16 protein-coding genes and 1 riboswitch are annotated in these 22,091 nt (G+C 39.5%); of the genes, 15 read left to right on the top strand and 1 reads right to left on the bottom strand.

What is annotated here, in order from left to right; genetic code table 11:
• The first annotated feature begins 1 nt into the window (after window position 1).
• The 14 genes from VK91_RS14375 (at window position 2) to VK91_RS14310 (ending at window position 20,394) form a co-directional block, all read left to right on the top strand.
• Window positions 2-1,669 (top strand): acyl-CoA dehydrogenase family protein, encoded by a 1,668-nt coding sequence (locus VK91_RS14375; RefSeq protein WP_048393752.1) that lies wholly within the window; start codon window positions 2-4, stop codon window positions 1,667-1,669.
• Between the two features lie 57 nt (window positions 1,670-1,726).
• Window positions 1,727-1,910, top strand: a riboswitch (cobalamin riboswitch).
• A gap of 136 nt (window positions 1,911-2,046) precedes the next feature.
• Window positions 2,047-3,015 (top strand): ABC transporter substrate-binding protein, encoded by a 969-nt coding sequence (locus VK91_RS14370; RefSeq protein WP_048393750.1) that lies wholly within the window; start codon window positions 2,047-2,049, stop codon window positions 3,013-3,015.
• Entirely contained in the window at window positions 3,012-4,013 is a 1,002-nt protein-coding gene (locus VK91_RS14365) for an iron ABC transporter permease (protein ID WP_048393748.1), read from the top strand. The genes VK91_RS14370 and VK91_RS14365 overlap by 4 nt, the downstream gene beginning before the upstream one ends.
• Window positions 4,010-5,470 carry an adenosylcobinamide amidohydrolase gene (locus tag VK91_RS14360; protein WP_048393746.1) on the top strand — a complete coding sequence of 487 codons (1,461 nt, stop codon included), beginning with the start codon at window positions 4,010-4,012 and terminating at the stop codon, window positions 5,468-5,470. The genes VK91_RS14365 and VK91_RS14360 overlap by 4 nt, the downstream gene beginning before the upstream one ends.
• Before the next feature lie 12 nt (window positions 5,471-5,482).
• Window positions 5,483-6,046 carry a cob(I)yrinic acid a,c-diamide adenosyltransferase gene (locus VK91_RS14355; protein ID WP_048393745.1) on the top strand — a complete coding sequence of 188 codons (564 nt, stop codon included), beginning with the start codon at window positions 5,483-5,485 and terminating at the stop codon, window positions 6,044-6,046.
• Between the two features lie 359 nt (window positions 6,047-6,405).
• Window positions 6,406-8,637 (top strand): heterodisulfide reductase-related iron-sulfur binding cluster, encoded by a 2,232-nt coding sequence (locus tag VK91_RS14350; RefSeq protein WP_048393743.1) that lies wholly within the window; start codon window positions 6,406-6,408, stop codon window positions 8,635-8,637.
• A 196-nt stretch (window positions 8,638-8,833) separates the two neighbouring features.
• Window positions 8,834-10,039, top strand: coding sequence for an acetyl-CoA C-acetyltransferase (locus VK91_RS14345; RefSeq protein ID WP_048393741.1), 1,206 nt, complete (start codon window positions 8,834-8,836; stop codon window positions 10,037-10,039).
• Window positions 10,039-10,890 carry a 3-hydroxybutyryl-CoA dehydrogenase gene (locus tag VK91_RS14340; RefSeq protein ID WP_004269435.1) on the top strand — a complete coding sequence of 284 codons (852 nt, stop codon included), beginning with the start codon at window positions 10,039-10,041 and terminating at the stop codon, window positions 10,888-10,890. The genes VK91_RS14345 and VK91_RS14340 overlap by 1 nt, the downstream gene beginning before the upstream one ends.
• Before the next feature lie 59 nt (window positions 10,891-10,949).
• Window positions 10,950-12,086, top strand: a complete 1,137-nt coding sequence (locus tag VK91_RS14335) for an acyl-CoA dehydrogenase (RefSeq protein ID WP_048393739.1) — start codon at window positions 10,950-10,952, stop codon at window positions 12,084-12,086.
• Window positions 12,087-12,253: 167 nt separating this feature from the next.
• Window positions 12,254-13,390 (top strand): acyl-CoA dehydrogenase, encoded by a 1,137-nt coding sequence (locus tag VK91_RS14330; protein ID WP_016993589.1) that lies wholly within the window; start codon window positions 12,254-12,256, stop codon window positions 13,388-13,390.
• Between the two features lie 3 nt (window positions 13,391-13,393).
• Window positions 13,394-14,026 (top strand): TetR/AcrR family transcriptional regulator, encoded by a 633-nt coding sequence (locus tag VK91_RS14325; RefSeq protein ID WP_048393737.1) that lies wholly within the window; start codon window positions 13,394-13,396, stop codon window positions 14,024-14,026.
• A gap of 90 nt (window positions 14,027-14,116) precedes the next feature.
• Window positions 14,117-17,365 (top strand): fused isobutyryl-CoA mutase/GTPase IcmF, encoded by a 3,249-nt coding sequence (gene icmF / locus VK91_RS14320; protein WP_048393735.1) that lies wholly within the window; start codon window positions 14,117-14,119, stop codon window positions 17,363-17,365.
• Between the two features lie 449 nt (window positions 17,366-17,814).
• Window positions 17,815-18,357 (top strand): DNA-directed RNA polymerase subunit delta, encoded by a 543-nt coding sequence (rpoE, locus tag VK91_RS14315; protein ID WP_103117419.1) that lies wholly within the window; start codon window positions 17,815-17,817, stop codon window positions 18,355-18,357.
• Window positions 18,358-18,801: 444 nt separating this feature from the next.
• Entirely contained in the window at window positions 18,802-20,394 is a 1,593-nt protein-coding gene (locus VK91_RS14310) for a CTP synthase (RefSeq protein WP_048393729.1), read from the top strand.
• A 51-nt stretch (window positions 20,395-20,445) separates the two neighbouring features.
• Here the strand turns inward: VK91_RS14310 and VK91_RS14305 are convergent, their stop codons facing one another.
• Window positions 20,446-20,976, bottom strand: coding sequence for a DUF2529 family protein (locus tag VK91_RS14305; protein ID WP_048393727.1), 531 nt, complete (start codon window positions 20,974-20,976; stop codon window positions 20,446-20,448).
• Between the two features lie 153 nt (window positions 20,977-21,129).
• Between VK91_RS14305 and VK91_RS14300 the strand changes: the two genes are divergently transcribed.
• The gene (locus VK91_RS14300) at window positions 21,130-21,489 is read left to right on the top strand and encodes a response regulator (RefSeq protein ID WP_004269444.1); all 360 of its coding nucleotides are present in this window, start codon (window positions 21,130-21,132) and stop codon (window positions 21,487-21,489) included.
• Window positions 21,490-22,091 lie beyond the last annotated feature (602 nt).

Raw genomic sequence — 22,091 nt, 5'->3', positions numbered from 1 at the left:
CATGAAAGTATTACAACAAGAAGCAATGCGTACTACGAACTTTTTTACTGAAGATGACACGCTTCAAAAAATAGTAGAAATGATGTTAGATAAAGAGTTTTTATCCTATGCCCAACGAGAGTTAACAGATTTTGGTGAGCTATGTGCAGGTGATATTGATGCGAGGGCAAAACATACAGATCGACAGGGTGAGCCTCGCCTTCAAAAATATGATGCCTATGGTGAAGAGATATCAGAGGTTTGGGTTAATGATGGCTATAAAAAAACGATTGAAGAGACATATAATACTGGGATTGTAGGTTATGTACACAAGCATATTCCGCAGCTAGGCCACAAGGGGAATTATGTTTATAGCTTTGCACAAGGTTATTTGCTATCACATGCAGAACCTGGTTTTTATTGTCCCGTAACATTGACGATGGCTACTGCCTATCTATTAGATCATTATGCAGATGAAGAGGTAAAGCATCGTTTTTTACCACATGTGTGTGCAACAGGTGACACAGATTTATATGAAGGTGCGACCTTTTTAACAGAACGTCAAGGAGGCTCTGACGTAGGTGCAAATGTGGTGGAGGCGAGAAAGGATGGCACTGCGTATCGTCTATATGGTGAAAAATATTTTGCATCCAATGCGGGCATGTGTGGTGTAGCGATGGTATTGGCACGACTAGAAGGTGCGCCAGCAGGTTCCAAAGGCTTAACATTGTTTGCAGTTCCTTGGCGCAAAGAAGATGGAACAACAAATCATCTACGTATTCGCCGACTGAAAGATAAGCTAGGCGTTCGGGCAGTTCCCTCTGGTGAGGTAGAATTTGATGGTGCACTTGCCTATGTTGTAGGGGAGCAAAATAAAGGGATTTATTATATGCTAGAAGCACTAAATCTCTCTAGAATTTGTAATGCAGTCGCTTCAATTGGTATTATGCGTCGCGGCTTCTTAGAGGCAAAACATTATGTAAGCAATCGACATGCATTTGGCAAGCCCTTAACACAGTACCCTATGATTCAGGATACTTTAGGGAAGTTTGCAGCTAAGTTGCACGTGGAAGTAGCGACAGTTTTTGATCTTATCCAATTATACGATAAAGTGACAAGTGGACAGGGAACTCAGCAAGATCTTATTATGAATCGTTTATATATTGCCATTATGAAAAAGGAAACAGCAGAGCAAGCTGTTCATTATGCTAGTGAGGCAATTGAATTACACGGAGGTAATGGCTATATAGAAGACTTTGTAACGCCCCGCTTATTAAGAGACGCCCAAGTGTTAACGGTGTGGGAGGGGACGGCTAATATTTTGGCCTTAGAACTCATTCGTTTAGTAGATAAGTTTCATGCTCATGAACTGTTTGTACATGAGATGGAGGAACGATTAGACAAATTAGCTGACAGCTCACTAGTACAAATCGTTAAAGAACAATTGGCGAATATGTCTGTGAAACTGCGAATTTTTAGCGCTTTAGACGAGGCAACGAAAACTTTTGAAGCTAAAGGTATGGCGGAAAAAATGGCTCACCTTTATGAAAGTGTCATAGCGGTTGAGTGGGCACATAAATTTGGTGGGAAATATGAAAAACTAGCAGACGTTTATTTAGAACAGACATGGTCATTAAGAGAAATGGGTGCTCAAATGAAAACAGTCCAATACTTTTCTGAAATTGTATAATGGCCGGGGAGTCGTCTTGAATGGAGGCGACTTTTTTCATTTTCATGTATAATGAAATCAACTGAATATTATAAAGGTTCTTTACTTAAGTAAAGTGAAAAGGGAAATCGGTGTAATTCCGATGCGGTCCCGCCACTGTAAGTGTGAGTTTTTTCAAATGATGCCACTGAAGATTTCGGGAAGGCTTGAAAAATCGCAAGTAGCACTAGCCAGGAGACCTGCCTTTATAACGACATGACAACCTACGAGGATAGGGTGGTGGATTTTGTATCAGTTTTTTTGGTGCGATTTTGCCCCCTCATCGATCAAAGATGAGGGGTTTTATTTTGATGTAGAATAAAGCGAAATGTCGCACGGATCAACGAAGGAGGATTCACATGAAGAAATTTTGGAAAATAGGATTATCAGCATTTTTAGCAGTAGGCTTGCTAGCTGCTTGTGGGCAGGAAGCAAAAGATAACAAGCCATCTAACGAGCAGCAAACACAGCAAGAAACAGCACAGGTGGATGAAGCAACATTCCCAATGACGATAACAGATGCCCTTGGTAAGGACATTACACTTGAAGCACCTCCTAAGAAAATTGTTTCACTTATACCGAGTAATACCGAAATCCTTTTTGGACTAGGTTTAAATGATGAAATAGTTGGTGTTACGGACAACGACGATTATCCGCCAGAGGCAGCTGAGAAGGATAAGGTTGGCGGTATGGAATACGATATTGAAAAAATTATTGCCTTAAAACCAGATATCGTTTTTTCACACGAATCTAGCATGTCTCTTTCAGAAGAGGCTATTGCACAGCTTGAATCAGCAGGTTTGAAAGTATTTGTTGTAAAAAATGCACAAGACTTTAATGAAACATATACAACAATTGAGCAACTTGGACGTGCTACAGGGAAATTACCAGAGGCAGAAAAAATTGTCGCTAATATGAAGGCAAAAGTAGAAGAAGTTTTGTCTAAAGTCAAGGATGTTGAACCCAAAAAAGTGTTAGTTGAAGCATCAGATGAGCCAGATATTTATACAGCTGGCAATGGTACATTTATGAACGCTATGCTTGAAATGATCAATGCAGAGAATGTAGCTGTAGATGGCGATAATTGGTATAAAATTGATGCAGAACAAATTATCGCAAAAAATCCAGATGTCATCGTGGTGACATATCATTATGTACCAGATATTTTAACGAAAATACCAAAACGTGCGGGCTTTGATACGATTAATGCCATAAAAAATAATGCGATTGTGCAGGTAGATGAAAGTACAACAAGTCGTCAAGGGCCACGTTTAGCAGAAGGTCTAGAAGAATTAGCAAAAGCGATCTATCCTGAGGTATTTAAGTGAAAAAAATAGCACTAGCCTATACACTAACATGTACGCTTCTTCTTATTAGCATCTGGTGTGGCGTAGCGATAGGCTCAGTTCATATTCCACTAGAAGTATTGTGGAATAAGGCGGTTGATGAAACAGCCGCCAATATCTTTTGGAAAATTCGTTTGCCTCGAGTGTTATTAGCGGGACTAGTAGGCGCATCTCTAGCTATTGCTGGAGCAGCTTTCCAAGGTTTATTAAAAAATCCATTAGCAGATCCATATACACTAGGGGTTTCATCAGGGGCTTCTGTTGGTGCTGTTTTAACGATCTTTTTTAGTATTTCTATACCTGTTGTCGGTTTGTATGCGCTGCCAATCTTCAGTATGATTGGTGCTATCATTACGATGGTAGTTGTTATGAGCTTTGCTAGACTCGTAGACCGCTCATTAAAAATGGAAACGTTGATATTAACAGGTGTTATTTTTAGTTCATTTTTAGGTTCCCTCATTTCATTAATGATTGCCTTATCTGGTGAAGAATTACGTCAGGTAATAGGCTGGCTACTTGGTTCTGTTTCGATGCGTGGTTGGCCATATGTCCAAATGATCATTCCATTTGTGATTGTAGGTTCAATAATGCTATGGACACAAAGACGAGAATTAAATGTCTTGTTGTATGGTGAAGAGCGAGCAAAACATTTAGGTGTTAATGTAAAGCGCAGTAAATATTTGATATTAACAGGTGGCTCCATGCTAACTGGAGCAGCTGTAGCAGTTTCTGGCACAATTGGCTTTGTAGGATTAGTGGTGCCGCATATGACAAGGATGATTTGGGGTTCTGATCATCGCCACTTATTACCATTATCTTTTTTCAATGGTGCAACATTACTCATTATTTGCGACTTAGTAGCACGAACAATCATTGTGCCAAGAGAGCTACCAATTGGTGTTATTACGGCATTTATTGGAGCACCTGTTTTCTCCTATATTTTTTATAAGCAGCGAAGAAGCAAGGGGGTACGGGCATGATTGTTGTTGAACATCTATCAGGTGGCTATGAAGATGTACCAATCGTCAAGGACATTAGTTTTACTGTTGAAAAAGGAAAAATTCTTGGCATTCTAGGGCCGAATGGTAGCGGGAAATCCACATTATTAAAAGTAATGAGTGGTATTTTACCAGCTACTGCTGGAACCGTTTCGATTGATGGACAAAATATTCTTTCTTATAATGCTCGTGCTTTGGCTAAAAAAATGGCTGTATTACCACAGCTTCATGCAAATGCTTTCTCGAACAGTGTGAGAGAGGCAGTTTCACTGGGGCGCTACCCGCATCAAACAGGCTTTTTCTCGAGTTGGTCTGCACAAGATGAGAAGGCAGTTCAACATGCAATGCTTCAAACAGGTGTAAAGCGATATGAGCATACACCGATGGAATTTTTATCTGGCGGTGAACAACAAAGAGTTTTTGTTGCACAGGCATTAGCTCAAACAGCTGAAATCTTACTGCTGGATGAACCAACTAATCATCTTGATATTGCACACCAACGTCAAATTTTAGATATGGTTCGGAAGGAAGCCATGGAGTGTGGTTTAACAGTCGTTATGGTACTACACGATATGAATTTAGCCTCTCTTTATTGTGATGAATTATTGCTGATGGAAAGCGGACAAATGAGAGCACTTGGTGCACCACATGAAGTATTAATTGCCTCCCAAATTGAAGAAGTTTATCAAGCACGGGTGACTACATATGCTCACCCTGAAATACCAAAACCTCAAATTACAATGATGCCCGCAGCTACAGACTATCAGCAGCGAGCTGTCATCAAAAAAGAGCACTTTACGATAACTGAACAATATATCCAACTTCAATCAGAGCTTCCTCTGAAGACCGTATCTTCTGCAGTTCATAACCCAGGTATTGGCTGGCATAATTGCTTATTAAATCGCTCAGTTCCTGGTGATTATGTCATTAGTGATGTGAAACGAGAAGTTAAAGAATTTTTGAAAAGGGAAAATTTTTCATCTACAAATACTGTTGTTATGCTAACAGCAGTACCAACAGCTCTAGTGGCCATCAATGAATTTTCAGCACCTTTTGGCAGTATAATCGTAGCTGTAACAGCTGGTGTAGGCAATGCAGTTGATGTATCTCGAGTACATGAAAGACAAGATGATCCATATATTGGTACTATTAATACATGGGTTATCGTTAATGGTTGTTTATCGGAAGAGGCATTTTTTCAGGCATTGATGACAGCAACTGAGGCAAAAACAAAGGCGTTGCAATCAGAAAATATTCGTGATGAGCGGAGTGGAACAATTGCAACAGGTACTGCTACAGATAGTCTGTTAATTGCTGCAACTCAAAAAGGAGAAGAAATGCTGTATGGTGGCCCAATTACGGAAGTTGGTAAAATGATTGCAAAGGGTGTCTATGAAACAACAGTTCATGCGATTAGGAATTATAAAAACCAGTTTTAGGAGATGAGAGAAATGAAGCTTTACACGAAAACAGGCGATACGGGGCAAACAAGTCTTATTGGAGGACGGGTTGATAAAGATAGTTTACGTGTGGAAACATATGGGGCAATTGATGAATTAAATTCCTTTATTGGGAAGGCCGTAAGTGAATTAGATCAAGCGCTTTTCAAGGATATTTTAACAGACCTAGAGACAATTCAGCATGAGTTGTTCGATGCTGGTGGAGACCTTGCTAATGTGATGAAAGAACGTCATTATAAATTAACAGAGCAACCGATTGAAGTACTTGAAGCTCGTATAGATGCTTTATCAGACGAAGCGCCACCTTTACAACGTTTTATTTTACCAGGAGGTGCACCAGCAGCGGCAACTTTACACATTGCACGCACGGTTGCACGCCGAGCAGAGCGTGAAATGGTGACACTTATGAAAGAAGTTGAAGATGTACCAAAGGTTGTACAAAAATATTTAAATCGCTTATCGGATTATTTATTTGCAGCTGCACGTGTTGTAAATGCTCGCTTAAACGTAGCAGATGTTGAATATATTCGCAGTGGAAATGTTTTTAAAAAATAAAGTTTGATTTAAAAAATGTTTTTGTACAAAAAATGAATTTCCAGATGTTAAGCTACGGGGCGGTATAGGTTTGTATGCAATTTAGCAGATGTTCAAAAGTCTACTGAATATGCGACATCCCCCTAAGTATAATAGTTAAGGAAAGTAAAAATTGCTACTTTGAAAAATTCAGGGTGGCTTTTTTTCTTGTAAAATGTAAGAATATAAAATTATCAGAAATATTTCCGTTTTATGTTGACTGAATGCTCACTCATTTATTAGAATAGGAATATAATGATAAAGTTAAGTACATTTCTGTTTGAACTAGCAAATTCGTCACAAAGAGAGAAAATTACGACAAACTAAAGGGGGGACCAACCATGAGTCCATTATTAATTGCTAACATTGTCTTAACAGTCGTGGTTGTGCTTTATGCAGTAGGATTGTTCTTCTACCTGTTGAAAACACGCTATAAGTATGTGCAATTGGGGAAAAAGGTTGAGTTTGATGAAAGTGTTAAAGAACGACTTCGTTATATTATGGTCAATGTATTTGGTCAAAATAAGCTATTAAAGGATCCAAAGAGTGGTTTAATACATGTTATGTTTTTCTATGGATTTTTGATGGTACAGTTAGGGGCCATTGATTTAATTTGGAAAGGACTAGCACCAGAGTCACATCTGCCACTAGGCATTTTCTATGGTGTCTTTACATTCTTCCAAGAACTGGTGGTTTTAATGATTTTAGTCGCGGTAGTGTGGGCATTTTACCGCCGCTATGTTGAAAAGCTAGTGCGTCTAAAACGAGGATGGAAAAATGGCCTTGTATTAATTTTCATTGGTGGGTTAATGGTATCTACATTAATCGCTAACGGTATGGGATTAATTTGGCATGGTGAGGGATTAACTTATACGGAGCCAGTTGCTTCAAGTATTGCTGCTATTTTTGGCTTCCTACCAACATCAGTTGCCGCTGGTGTGTTTTATGTAATGTGGTGGGCACACCTTTTAATTCTATTAACATTCCTTGTATACGTACCGCAGTCTAAACATTTCCACTTAATTGTCAGTCCACTTAATGTTTACATGAATCGTTTAGATCGTACGGGTACATTAACACCAATTGATTTTGAGGCCTTGGAAGAAGCTGGAGAAAATGCTGAAAGCGAAGAGGATATGCCTTCTATTGGGGTAGGACGCATACAGGACTTCACACAAAAGCAAATGCTTGATCTATATTCTTGTGTAGAATGCGGACGTTGTACAAACATGTGTCCAGCAACAGGAACAGGAAAAATGCTGTCTCCTATGGATTTAATCGTAAAATTGCGTGACCATTTAACATTTACGGGCGCAGTCGTAACAAAACAAAAACCATGGGTGCCTTATCAATTCTTTGCCAATACAAAGGGTAACCAGCTTGCAATTGCAGCTGGTGCTGAAGGTGCTGTAATTGAGGATATTTACAGCCCATCTTTAATTGGCGATGTCATTACAGAAGAGGAAATCTGGGCTTGTACGACATGTCGTAACTGTGAGGATCAATGCCCTGTAATGAATGAGCATGTTGATAAAATTATTGATCTACGTCGTTATCTAACAATGACTGAAGGGAAAGTAAATCCTGATGCTCAACGTGCAATGACGAATATCGAACGACAAGGTAATCCTTGGGGCCTAAACCGCAAAGAAAAAGAAAATTGGCGTGATCTAGATCCAACAATCCAAATTCCAACTGTAAAAGAGCTGAAAAAATCTGGCGAGGAAATGGAGTATTTATTCTGGGTTGGTTCGATGGGAGCTTTCGACAACCGCTCTCAAAAAATCGCTTTAGCATTCTGTCGTCTATTAAACGAGGCTGGTGTGAAGTTTGCAATCTTAGGTAATAAAGAGAAAAACTCTGGGGACACACCTCGTCGTTTAGGGAATGAATTCTTATTCCAAGAGCTAGCTACAGCAAATATTGATGAGTTTGAGAAAAATGACGTGAAGAAAATTGTAACAATCGATCCTCATGCCTACAATATCTTTAAAAATGAATATCAAGACTTTGGCTGGAAAGGTGAAGTGTATCATCACACTGAGTTATTAAATCAGTTGATTGAGGACAATCGTCTAGCGCTAAACTATGAGGTTCATGAAACGATTGTTTTCCATGATTCCTGTTATTTAGGCCGCTACAATGATGTGTACGATGCCCCACGTGAGATCCTTCGAGGAATCCCTGGCGTGAAGCTTGTTGAAATGGAACGTAACCGCGAAACAGCGATGTGCTGTGGAGCTGGTGGTGGATTAATGTGGATGGAAGAGCATGTAGGAAATCGCATTAACGTAGCGCGAACAGAACAGGCTCTTGCAACAAATGCATCAGTTATTTCATCAGGCTGTCCTTACTGCCTAACAATGCTAGAGGATGGTACAAAGGCTAAAGAGGTTGAAGACTCTATTGGAACATTTGATGTTGCAGAATTACTAGAACGTTCTGTGTTCGGTGAAAAAGTAAAGGCAGTTAATCCTTCTTCCGAAGAAACAGAAGAAACATACGAAGAAGTGGTAGCGTCTATAGAAAATGTTCAACAAGACGAGAATACGGAAGCGAACGCAGAAAAATGATTGCTATTGCAGAAATATTTTAGTTATCTGAAAAATATAAATTGCACAATAAAAAATTGTTTTGTAGAATAAGATTAAATGGGAATGGGAGTTGAGATAGTAAACTCCCATTTTTCCTCGATAGAAGTCGAGCGAGCGTTCAGTCAATAATGCTTTGCATCTTCATCGAGAATGTAAAACAAAAGGGGTGTTTTACTTGAATAGAGCTGTAATTTTAGCAGGAGCAAGAACTGCGTTTGGTAAATTTGGAGGTTCATTATCAGCATTACATGCAAGTGATTTAGGTGCGATTGCCATTAAAGGGGCATTAGAGAAGGCAAATCTTGCACCTGAGCAAGTGGATGAGGTAATTTTAGGTTCTGTTTTACAAGGGGGACAGGGGCAAATTCCTTCTCGACAGGCTGCGCTGAAGGCCAATTTACCAACAGCAGTAAAAACAGAAACAATCAATAAAGTTTGTGCTTCAGGGATGCGTGCGGTGTCATTAGCAGATCAATTGATTCGTTTAGGGGACGAAGAAGTGATTATTGCAGGTGGCATGGAATCTATGTCCAATGCACCATATTATCTTCTGAATGGTCGAAATGGTTTGCGTATGGGAGATTCTACAATGGTAGATGGCATGCTATATGACGGCTTAACATGTGCTTTCGATAAAGCAAGACCACATATGGGTAGCTATGGTAATGCAACAGCTAAAGAGTTCTCGCTAAGCCGAGAAGAACAGGACACTTGGTCAGTACGCAGTCATGAACGCGCGTTAGCCGCAATTGAAAAAGGTTACTTTGCTGAAGAAATCGTACCAGTGGAGATTCCTCAACGAAAAGGTGCACCACTTATTGTAGATACAGATGAGGCACCAAGAGCAGGGACGTCTTTGGAAGTACTGGCGAAGCTAAAACCAGCCTTTGACAAGGATGGCACGATTACAGCAGGTAATGCACCTGGGGTTAACGACGGTGCATGTGCACTTGTCGTTATGAGTGAAGAACGTGCAAAACGTGAAGGTAGAGAACCATTGGCAATAATCATTGGTCACGAAGAACTTGCGCTTGAGCCAGAAAACTTCCCGCAAACACCAGGTCTTGTTATTAATAAATTACTGAAAAAGACTAACAAATCATTAGCAGATATTGATTTAATTGAAATCAATGAAGCCTTTGCAGCGGTAGCTTTAGTCAGCAAGCAGTTGGCAGATTTAGATGCAGAAAAAGTGAATGTTAATGGCGGTGCAGTTGCTTTAGGTCATCCGATTGGGGCATCTGGTGCACGTATAATATTAACACTTGCACAGGAATTGAAGCGTCGTGGCGGTGGCATTGGCATTGCCGCAATTTGTTCAGGCGGCGGCCAAGGTGATGCAATTATGATTGAAGTACCAAAAACAGGGGGACTGAACTAATGGGAATTCAAAAGGTAATGGTCATTGGTGCAGGGCAAATGGGCTCTGGTATTGCCCAAGTTTGTGCACAAGCAGGCTTTGATGTGAAATTGAACGATATCAAACAAGAATTTTTCGAGCGTGGATTAGGGGTTATTACGAAAAATTTATCACGTGATGTAGAAAAGGGTCGTAAAACAGAAGATGAGAAGGCTGCTGTTCTAAGTCGAATTAGTATGTCGCTAGATTTACAAGATGCTAGTGATGTAGATATTATCATTGAAGCAGCTGTGGAAAATATGGAAATTAAGCAATCCATCTTTAAGCAACTTGATGGCATTGCGCCAGCACATGCTATTTTAGCTACGAATACATCTTCACTGCCTATTACAGAAATTGCAGCAGTAACAAAGCGTCCAGAGCAAGTAATTGGTATGCATTTTATGAATCCTGTACCAGTTATGAAACTTGTCGAAATCATTCGAGGCTTAGCAACAACAGATGAAGTGTACAAAGCTGTTGAAGAGATGACGGTTAAATTATCGAAAACACCTGTAGAAGTGAATGATTTCCCAGGGTTTATTTCAAACCGAATCCTACTACCAATGATTAATGAAGCGATTTACGCACTTTACGAAGGTGTAGCGACAAAAGAAGCAATTGATGATGTGATGAAGCTTGGTATGAACCATCCGATGGGGCCATTAACATTGGCAGACTTTATTGGTTTAGATACTTGTCTTTACATCATGGAAATTTTACATGAGGGTCTTGGAGACAGTAAATATCGCCCTTGTCCACTGCTACGTAAATACGTTGCGGCTGGATGGCTAGGTAAGAAATCAGGAAGAGGCTTTTACGTTTACGAATAATCCTATGGGGATGGGGTTATTTAGATGTTTCGGGACAACTTAGAGGGGTGACATTATAGATGCATTTGCAATTTACAGATGAGCAAATTATGATGCGCGATATGGTTCGTCAATTTGCTCAGGAAAAAATTCAACCATGGGTGGAGCGAATGGAAGCGGGAGAATTTCCACGTGAGCTTCTACAGCAAATGGGTGAACTTGGCTTAATGGGGATTACGACTCCAGAAGACTTAGGTGGCTCTGGTATGGATTTTACATCTTATATTATTGCGATTAATGAACTATCAAAAGTAAGCGCTGTAATGGGTGTTATTTTATCCGTCCATACTTCAGTTGGAACGAATCCAATTATTTACTTTGGGAATGGAGAACAAAAGAAACGGTATGTACCAAAGCTTGCAACAGGCGAATATTTAGGTGCATTTTGTTTAACAGAACCAAGTGCAGGCTCAGACGCTGGCTCTTTACAGTCAAAGGCAGTGCGTGATGGCGATGAATATGTGATTAACGGCTCCAAAGTATTTATTACAAATGGTGGAGAAGCTGATGTCTATATTGTATTCGCATCTACTAACCCAGCTGAAAAAACAAAGGGTATCTCAGCATTTATTGTTGAAAAGGGAACACCTGGTTTAATCATCGGAAAAGATGAGCATAAGATGGGCTTACACGGCTCACGTACAGTTCAGCTGACATTCGATAATTGTCGCATTCCAGCCGACAACCTACTTGGGGAAGAGGGAGAAGGCTTTAAAATTGCGATGGCCAATTTAGATGTTGGACGAATCGGCATTGCGGCACAGGCGTTAGGAATTGCTGAGGCGGCACTAGAGGCGTCTACTGCTTATGCTAAAGAACGCATTCAATTTGGTAAGCCGATTGCCGCACAACAAGGTATTGGCTTTAAGCTTGCGGATATGGCAACGGCTGTTGAATCTGCAAAACTGTTAGTCTATCGTGCAGCCGATTTACGTGCAAAAGGTTTACCATGTGGAGCAGAAGCTTCAATGGCTAAACTTTTCTCATCACGAACAGCGGTACAAACGGCAATAGAGGCTGTTCAAATATTTGGCGGCTACGGCTATACGGAAGATTATCCAGTAGAGCGCTATTTCCGCGATGCAAAGGTGACAGAAATCTATGAAGGTACAAGTGAAATTCAACGACTAGTCATTAGTAAACATTTACTGAAATAAAGCCTGATATTGCGAATGGTACAAAGTGATGGAAACCGTTCAAGAGTGAGGGAAAAACGTTTATAAAGGGTGTAGAACTGCTCTGAAATAAGGCAAACCCGCTCAATCCAACCTAACAATAATCAGGTAACACAAAACAGAGTCTAACTAAAAAGGGGAAATGGACAATGAACTTTCAGTTAACAGAAGAGCATGAACAATTACGTGAAATGATTCGTGATTTTGCTATAAATGAAGTGGCGCCAACAGCTGCTGAACGTGACGAAAATGAAGAATTTGACCGTGCGATTTTCGACAAAATGGCGGAGCTTGGGCTTACTGGTATTCCATGGCCTGAGGAATATGGTGGTGCAGGATTTGATTACCTTGCATATGTCATAGCTGTTGAGGAACTTTCACGTGTTTGTGCTTCGACTGGTGTAACTTTATCTGCACATACTTCACTGGCAGGTTGGCCACTTTACAAGTTCGGTACAGAAGAACAAAAACAAAAATACCTTCGTCCAATGGCTGAAGGCAAACATATTGGTGCATATGGTTTAACAGAACCTGGCTCTGGCTCTGATGCGGGTGGCATGAAAACTTATGCAAAACGTGATGGCGATGATTATATTTTAAATGGCTCAAAAATCTTTATTACGAACGGTGGAGTAGCAGATACATATATTGTATTTGCAGTAACAGATCCTGAAGCAAAACATGGCACATCCGCATTTATCGTGGAAGCTGGATTTGAAGGTTTCTCTGTAGGGAAGAAAGAAAAGAAATTAGGAATTCGTTCATCTCCAACAACAGAGATTATTTTTGATAACTGTCGTGTTCCAAAGGAAAATCTATTAGGGGCTGAAGGGGAAGGCTTTAAGATTGCCATGACGACACTAGATGGTGGACGTAATGGTATTGCGGCTCAAGCAGTAGGAATTGCACAAGGAGCACTCGATGCAGCAGTTGACTATGCCAAAGAACGTGTGCAATTTGGTAAACCGATCACTGCAAATCAAGGCATTTCCTTTAAATTAGCCGATATGGCAACTCAAATTGAGGCTTCTCGACTTCTTACATACCAAGCGGCATGGTTAGAATCTAATAACCTACCATATGGTAAGGCATCTGCAATGGCGAAATTAATGGCTGGCGATACAGCAATGAGTGTAACGACAGAGGCGGTTCAAGTTTTTGGTGGCTATGGTTATACAAAAGATTACCCTGTAGAGCGCTTTATGCGTGATGCTAAAATTACACAAATTTACGAAGGTACGCAGGAGATTCAACGTCTTGTTATCTCGCGTATGCTAACGAAATAATTGATGACTGATAAAGATAAAAGGCCCCAAGTACAGTCAACCGTAAAAGATGAAAATCTAATCGCCATTCGTCGTGAACAAATGATTCAAGGAGCTATTAAGCTATTTAAAGAAAAAGGCTTTCACCGTGCCACGACGAGAGAAATTGCAAAAGCTGCTGGCTTTAGTATCGGTACTTTGTATGAATACATCCGAACGAAGGAAGATGTTCTATACCTTGTTTGTGACAGTATCTATCACCATGCAATGGAGCGTCTTTCAAGTTATGAGATTAAAGCAGGAACTATTGATGAGTTAAAAGAAATGATTCGGGAATACTTCCTGCAAATCGATAGTATGGTTGATGAGCTAACAATCATGTATCAAGAAACAAAATCATTGTCAAAAGAAGCACAACGCTATGTTTTTAGTAAAGAGTTTGAAATGGTTGCCACATTTGAACGCTTGTTACAGCGATGTGTCCAGTCTGGCGAACTAACTATGACAGAGAAGCAAATCCATTTAGCAGCCAATAACTTAGTTGTTTCAGGACAAAGCTGGGCGTTTCGCAAATGGGCTTTACATCGTCAGCATTCAATAGACGAATTCATTGACATGCAAATCACCTTGTTCATTTCAGGCATAAAGGGGTTTTAATATTTGTAAGGGGTTTGTCGGCAATTGCATATAGCGATATTGCAATGCCGGCTTTTTTTATTCAATAAGGGGAGAAAGTGGGGATTTCATATGACAAAGGTAGAAGTATATCGTCCAAAAAATCACGTACGTTTTGTGACAGCATCGAGTCTTTTTGATGGACATGATGCTTCAGTCAATATTATGCGACGCATTTTACAATCGAGCGGTGTAGAAGTAATCCATTTAGGTCATAATCGTTCTGTTGAAGAAGTCGTGAATGCTGCGATACAAGAAGATGCACAAGGGATTGCGGTTTCTTCTTATCAAGGCGGACATATGGAATACTTTAAATATATGTATGATTTACTGCGTGAAAAAGGAGCACCACATATTAAAATTTATGGCGGTGGTGGAGGAGTTATTTTACCTCGTGAAATTAAAGAGCTTCATACGTATGGCATTGCAGGGATATTCTCACCAGAGGATGGCCGTGTTTTAGGGCTACAGGGAATGATTAATGAACAAATTAAAGGTACAGATTTTCCTACTGCAACAGGTAATTATTTAGAGAAATTAAAGTCTTTAACGACAGAGACGCCTGAAATTTTAGCCAATCTAATAACAGCAGCTGAGTCAAATGACGATGAAGCTACGAAAGAAATGCTAGCAGAGGCAAGAAAGCTTTCAAAAGGTACGCCAGTAATGGGGATTACGGGAACAGGTGGTGCAGGGAAATCATCCTTAACGGATGAACTGATTCGCCGCTTCCTAAAAGAATTCCCAGATAAACGTGTAGCCATTCTATCAGTCGATCCAACAAAGCAAAAAACGGGTGGAGCATTGCTTGGGGATCGTATTCGCATGAACGCTATTTTTAATAACCGTGTTTATATGCGTAGTTTAGCAACACGTGGCTCACGTACAGAATTATCTGCATCAATTGGTGATGTGCTAGATGTAGTACGTGTAGCAGGTTATGACTTAATCATCGTAGAAACAAGTGGAATCGGTCAAGGTGATGCCGAAATTACTAAATACACGGATCTATCTATGTATGTCATGACAAGTGAATTCGGTGCACCTACACAACTTGAGAAAATTGATATGATTGACTTTGCAGATGTTATTGCGATCAATAAATTTGAGCGAAAAGGCTCAGAGGACGCCCTTCGACAAGTACAAAAACAATATCAACGTTCCCGTGAGCTTTGGGATGAATCACTTGATAACATGCCAGTCTACGGTACAATAGCTAGCCAATTTAATGACAAAGGCACAAATGCGTTATTCGCCGCCCTCGTTAAAATAATTAACGAAAAAACAGGTTTTAATTGGGAAACAAGCTATGAGCAATTTGCGAAAACGCAAAAGCAAGATGTTATCATTCCAAACGATCGCCGTTATTATTTACGTGAGATTACGGACACTGTCCGTGGCTATCATAAAAAAACTGAGCAGCAGGTGGCATTTGCTCGTCGACTATTCCAATTAGAAGGTGCAATTGCAGCTGTCCAAGAAAAAGCTCCAGATGATGTACTTGTGGCATCGCTTACTTCTTTAGCAGAAGGTGTTAGAGATGAATTAACAGCAGAATCCAAGCGTATATTGGATAATTGGCAGGCATTAAAAGAAGCGTATGCTGGCGATGAGTTTGTGACTAAAGTTCGCGATAAAGAAATTCGTACCATCTTAAAAACAACTAGTCTTTCTGGCACGAAAATTCCAAAAGTAGCATTACCGAAGTTTGAAGACTATGGGGAAATCTTGCGTTGGGTTTATAAAGAAAATGTTCCTGGCGAATTCCCATATACGGCGGGTGTATTCCAATTCAAACGTGAGGGTGAAGATCCGAAGCGTCAATTTGCTGGCGAGGGAACACCAGAACGTACAAATAAACGATTCCATTATTTATCAAAAGATGATGATGCAAAACGTTTATCTACAGCTTTTGATTCTGTAACCTTGTATGGGGAAGACCCAGATTACCGTCCAGATATTTACGGTAAGGTTGGAGAATCAGGTGTATCGATCTGTACACTAGAAGATATGAAAAAACTTTACGCAGGCTTTGATTTATGTGCACCGTCTACATCTGTATCAATGACTATTAATGGACCAGCACCTATTATTTTAGCAATGTTTATGAATACAGCAATCGATCAACAAGTTCAATTACGTGAGCAAGAGCTAGGACGAACTTTGACAGTTGAAGAGTTTACCGAGACACGTGAAAAAACATTGCAAGTCGTACGTGGAACAGTACAAGCTGATATTTTAAAAGAAGATCAGGGCCAGAATACATGCATTTTCTCAACAGAGTTTGCTTTGCGTATGATGGGCGATATTCAGCAATACTTTATAGACCATAAAGTACGTAACTATTATTCTGTTTCCATTTCTGGTTATCATATTGCGGAAGCTGGAGCAAACCCTATTTCCCAATTAGCCTTCACCTTAGCTAATGGCTTTACGTATGTAGAGTATTATTTAAGTCGTGGCATGAATATCAATGACTTTGCACCAAATTTATCATTCTTCTTCTCAAATGGACTAGATCCAGAGTATACAGTAATCGGCCGTGTGGCACGACGTATTTGGGCTATTGTAATGCGTGATAAATACGGTGCTAATGAGCGCGCTCAAAAGCTAAAGTATCACATTCAAACGTCTGGGCGTAGTTTACACGCACAAGAGATTGATTTTAATGATATTCGTACAACATTACAGGCTTTAATGGCATTACAAGATAACTGTAATTCATTGCATACAAACGCCTACGATGAGGCCATTACTACACCTACGGAGGAATCTGTAAGACGTGCTATGGCAATTCAAATGATTATTACAAAAGAGCATGGTTTAGCAAAAAATGAAAACCCACTACAAGGCGCGTTTATTGTTGAAGAATTAACAGATCTTGTGGAAGAAGCGGTTCTTGAAGAGTTTGATCGTATTAATGATCGTGGCGGTGTGTTAGGTGCTATGGAAACACAATACCAACGTGGTAAAATTCAAGAAGAATCTATGTACTACGAAATGTTAAAACATTCAGGGGAGTTACCAATCATTGGTGTTAATACTTACTTGAACCCAAATCCACCTTCAGATGCTGATATAGATAATATGGAAATCGCACGTGCATCGACAGAAGAAAAAGAGACACAAATTCGTAATTTACAAGCTTTTTGGAAAGCCCATGAAGAGGAAAGTGAAGCTGCGATTGCACGTCTACAAGAAGTGGCTGTCAATAATGGTAATATTTTTGCTGAGCTGATGGAGTCAGTAAAAGTAGCAAGTTTAGGACAAATTACAAAAGCTTTATATGAAGTTGGCGGACAATATCGTCGTAATATGTAAGCAAGGTTGATCAAAACTTCTTGTTTTCTATTCAAGTATCATGCTTCTCTAATTTCTAGTGTCTAGTCTTAAGATTAGGCACTTCTTTTTATTTTCGTTATAATAGAAATGTAAAAAAAGGGGAGGCGCAGTAGAGGATGAAATCAGCTATTCACTACATAATTATATTAGCTTTAGTATTGGGAGCCTTTTTCCTGTATAATAAGCAAATTGGCGCTATTCCTTTACTACTATTATCTGTCTATTTGTTTTATCTTGGAATAAAAAAAATGCGTAATATAAAAAACAGTAATTGAAGCTAGCAAAGGGGCTAAAACTTTGTATATAATGGGTATTATGCTTATTGTATGGAAAGAACCTTTTGCGTGGCCTTTTTTGCTGCGCTTGGAGAATAAAGCACCATGTAATTTTAAAACGTCCATTGTGATGAGGGAAAGGAAGTGCACGAATTGAATTTTCGTGAAATGACAAAGGAACAATTAACAGAAGAATCGTTAATTAACTTAGCTTATGCAATTTTAAATGAAAAACGTGCCTCAGTGTCTTTTAATGATTTATTAAAATTAATTCAAGAGCTTGTGGGCTATAGTGATGCAGAAATGAAATCCCGTCTGTTACAATTTTATACAGATATCAATATTGATGGTCGCTTCTTATATAATCAAGAAGCAGGCTGGGGCTTACGTGAATGGTTTAAAGTTGAGCAAATCGAAGAAGAAACAGCTCCTTCTGTTAAGACTCAAAAGAAAAAATCTAAAGCTGCCTTTGATGATGAAGATCTTGATGAAGATGTAGACTTAGATGAAGAAGATATCGACTTTGATGAAGACTTTGAAGAGTTCATTGATGAAGAAGAACTTGATGAAGAAGATGATGAAAAAGAAGATATCGACTTTGACGATGAAGAACTAGAAGAAATTGATGAAGAAATCGATGAAGAGTTTATTGATGAAGAGGAAGAAGAATTTGAGGAAGAAGAGGAAGAGATCTAATACAGTACACTTAGAATTTTCTTTCTTTTAAGCTAGAAGCAAAAAATCTTGACTTCTATCACGGTTACGTTTAATCTTTTACTTGGGCTCCTTAAAAGAAGGAGAAAGACCGTGTATATAATACGCTCCCCCTGCAAACCTATGCAGGAGGAGCGTTTTTTTGTTTTTAACTTTAATCATTTTAGTTCTCCCATACTTTTAATACCGATATGAATATAAATGTTTTTAATTATTCATGATGTATAGTAAACGGTGACTGAAAAGTTATTAGAGTTTTATGGTTTAAAGGAAAGTGGAAAAGAGATAGAACCGATTACAGCTTCGAATCGACTACATTTTGTAGACATTCTCGGCTTTTCTTTTTTTAGGGTATTAGAATGTAAATGGTTCTGATCCCCCCTAAACGCACTAATATTTTAGAACATCATAAGGAGGAATTTATTCATGACGAAGTATATTTTTGTAACAGGTGGGGTTGTATCATCACTTGGAAAAGGGATTGTTGCAGCATCTTTAGGCCGTTTATTAAAAAATCGTGGGTTAGAAGTGACGATTCAAAAATTTGACCCATATATCAATATTGACCCAGGTACGATGAGTCCTTATCAACATGGTGAGGTTTTTGTAACAGATGATGGTGCTGAGGCTGATTTAGACTTAGGACACTATGAACGTTTTATTGATATTAACCTAGGGAAACATTCTACAGTAACTTCAGGTCGTGTTTACCAATCTGTATTACAGAAAGAACGTCGTGGAGATTATAATGGTGGAACAGTCCAAGTAATTCCTCATATTACAAACGAAATCAAAGATCGTATCCAACGTGCTGGTCGTGAAACAAATGCAGATGTTGTGATCACAGAGGTTGGTGGAACAGTAGGTGATATTGAATCATTGCCATTCCTAGAAGCCATTCGCCAAATGAAAACAAATTTAGGGCATAACAATGTAATGTATATTCACTGTACACTTATTCCTTATATTAAAGCAGCTGGTGAACTTAAAACAAAACCTACACAGCATTCTGTTAAAGAATTACGCTCTTTAGGTATTCAGCCAAATATTATCGTAGTTCGTACTGAACAAGAAGTACCACAAGAGATGAAAGAGAAATTAGCATTATTCTGTGATGTTCAACCACATGAAATTATTGAATCTCGTGATGCTGAGCATTTATATGAAGTACCATTAAACCTACATGCGCAAGATATAGATGATATCGTTTTGGATCATTTTGGTATGGAAGCTCCAGAAGCAGATATGGAAGAATGGCGTGACCTTGTAGAAAAAGTGAAGAACTTACCAAATAAAAGAAAGGTAGCATTAGTAGGGAAATACGTAGAACTACAAGATGCTTACATTTCTGTAGTTGAGGCATTAAAGCATGCTGGATATGCATTTAATTCTGATATTGAAATTGACTGGATTAATGCAGAACACGTTGATGCTAACAATGTGGCCTCGCTATTAAAAGGTGCTGACGCTATTTTAGTACCAGGCGGCTTTGGTGATCGTGGTGTTGAAGGTAAAATCTTAGCAACACAATATGCACGTGAAAATAATGTTCCTTTCCTAGGCATTTGTTTAGGTATGCAATTAGCAACAGTAGAATTTGCACGTAATGTACTTGGCCTAAAAGGTGCTCATTCTACAGAGCTTGATGCAAATACGGAGTATCCAATTATCGACTTCCTACCAGATCAAAATGATACTGTAGATATCGGTGGTACTTTACGTTTAGGTTTATACCCATGTAAATTAAAGGATGGTTCAAAAGCTAGCCAAGCCTATGGTAAAGAGCTTGTTTATGAGCGTCATCGTCACCGCTATGAATTTAACAATGAATATCGTGAGGCAATGGAAGCAGCTGGCCTTGTCTTCTCAGGTACAAGTCCTGATGGCAAATTGGTTGAAATTATTGAGCTACCAGAAAACAACTTCTTTGTAGCATGTCAATTCCACCCAGAGCTAGTGTCACGTCCAAATCGTCCACAACCATTGTTCCGCGATTTTATCGGCTCAACATTTAAATAATCAAAAAGAGTTGTCTCGTGATATACGAGACAACTCTTTTTAATTTGATGACTACAATTCTTCTTCATCCAACCCAAGCATTTCATCATAAGCAATTTTGACAGCTTCATATACAAAGAGTCCTGCAAGTGCATGTGGTGCAACAATACGTTGACCTAGATCATTTGGTATTAAACCGCCTTTAATGCGTGTAGAAACATACGTATAGGCTAAATCAGCAAGAGGGTTATCTACACTAGCTGCTTCACTAGCTATAGCAGCAAAGGGAATAAATTGCGTATTTAATTTTTGTGCTAAGACGAGTGCTTCTTCATCATATGCACTACGAGTAAAAATGCAAACCCGATCAGCTTCTGTTAAGCTTGTGTCTGTAGTCCAAGGTGCTAACTTGCTAAAGGGTTCGACTGCTTGAAGTGCATTTAATGCCACAACCTGCATTTCTCCAAAGCAAGCAAAATAGACATTTCCTTCGCCGATTGCGGCTTGTGCTAATAACCTTGCTGTTTCCTCGATAGCATCTTCTTCATTTTGTATAATTCTTTGTAATAATCCACTTAATTGTGTTGTTAGAATTTTTGACATGTTCCCACCTCTATTCATATTATAGGGGGTAAAAGGTAGAAAGCAAAAGCAGATAATTTATAATACTAGAAGGTATTAAGCTGAAAAAGGAGAATTATACATAATAAAGAAAGTTTTTGTGTAAGAATAAAACTAAAAAGGGCGGAATGCGATGTGAAACGATTACTAATTGTCGATGATCAGCAGGGAATTCGTTTACTTTTAAATGAAGTGCTGAAAAAGGAAGGATATATTACATATTTAGCAGCGAATGGTTCAGAGGCATTAAAGTATGCAGACGAACAAGAGATGGATTGTGTTTTACTGGACATGAAAATTCCAGGAATGGATGGTATTGAAATTTTGAGACGTTTAAAAAAGAAGTTTCCGAAGCTGCCTGTTTTTATGATGACAGCATACGGAGAATTGGATGTTGTGCAAGAAGCGTTAGAATTAGGAGCCATTCGTTACTTTACAAAACCGTTTGATATTTTCGAAGTGCGTGATGAAGTAAATAAAGCTTTACAAGTTTAAAAAGCAGGCAGTGGACACACGGCCTGTTTTTTTATGTTGATTAATAGCTCCTGCTTTTCAGGTGCGAGGACTTCGTTACGTAACACTTCACTTCGTCACCCCTGCCGCTACGTTACACTCCGCTTTCGGGTAGAAAATAATAGCCCCTGCTTTTCAGGTGCGAGGACTTCGTTACGTAACACTTCACTTCGTCACCCCTGCCGCTACGTTACACTTCGCTTTCGGGTAGAAAATAATAGCCCCTGCTTTTCAGGTGCGAGGACTTCGTTACGCTACTCTTCACTTCGTCACCCCTGCCGCTACGTTACACTTCGCTTTCGGGTAGAAAATAATAGCCCCTGCTTTTCAGGGGCTATGACTTCGTTACGTAACACTTCACTTCGTCACCCCTGCCGCTACGTTACACTCCGCTTTCGGGTAGAAAATAATAGCCCCTGCTTTTCAGGTGAGAGGACTTCGTTGCGTTACACTCCACTTCGTCACCCCTGCCGCTACGTTACACTCCGCTTTCGGGTAGAAAATAATAGCCCCTGCTTTTCAGGGGCTATGACTTCGTTACGTAACACTCCACTTCGTCACCCCTGCCGCTACGTTACACTTCG

The organism is Lysinibacillus sp. LK3, assembly GCF_001043675.1.
Classification (GTDB): domain Bacteria; phylum Bacillota; class Bacilli; order Bacillales_A; family Planococcaceae; genus Lysinibacillus; species Lysinibacillus capsici.
Note: the sequence above shows the minus strand (reverse complement) of the source record. Positions and strands in the feature narration are given on the sequence as shown.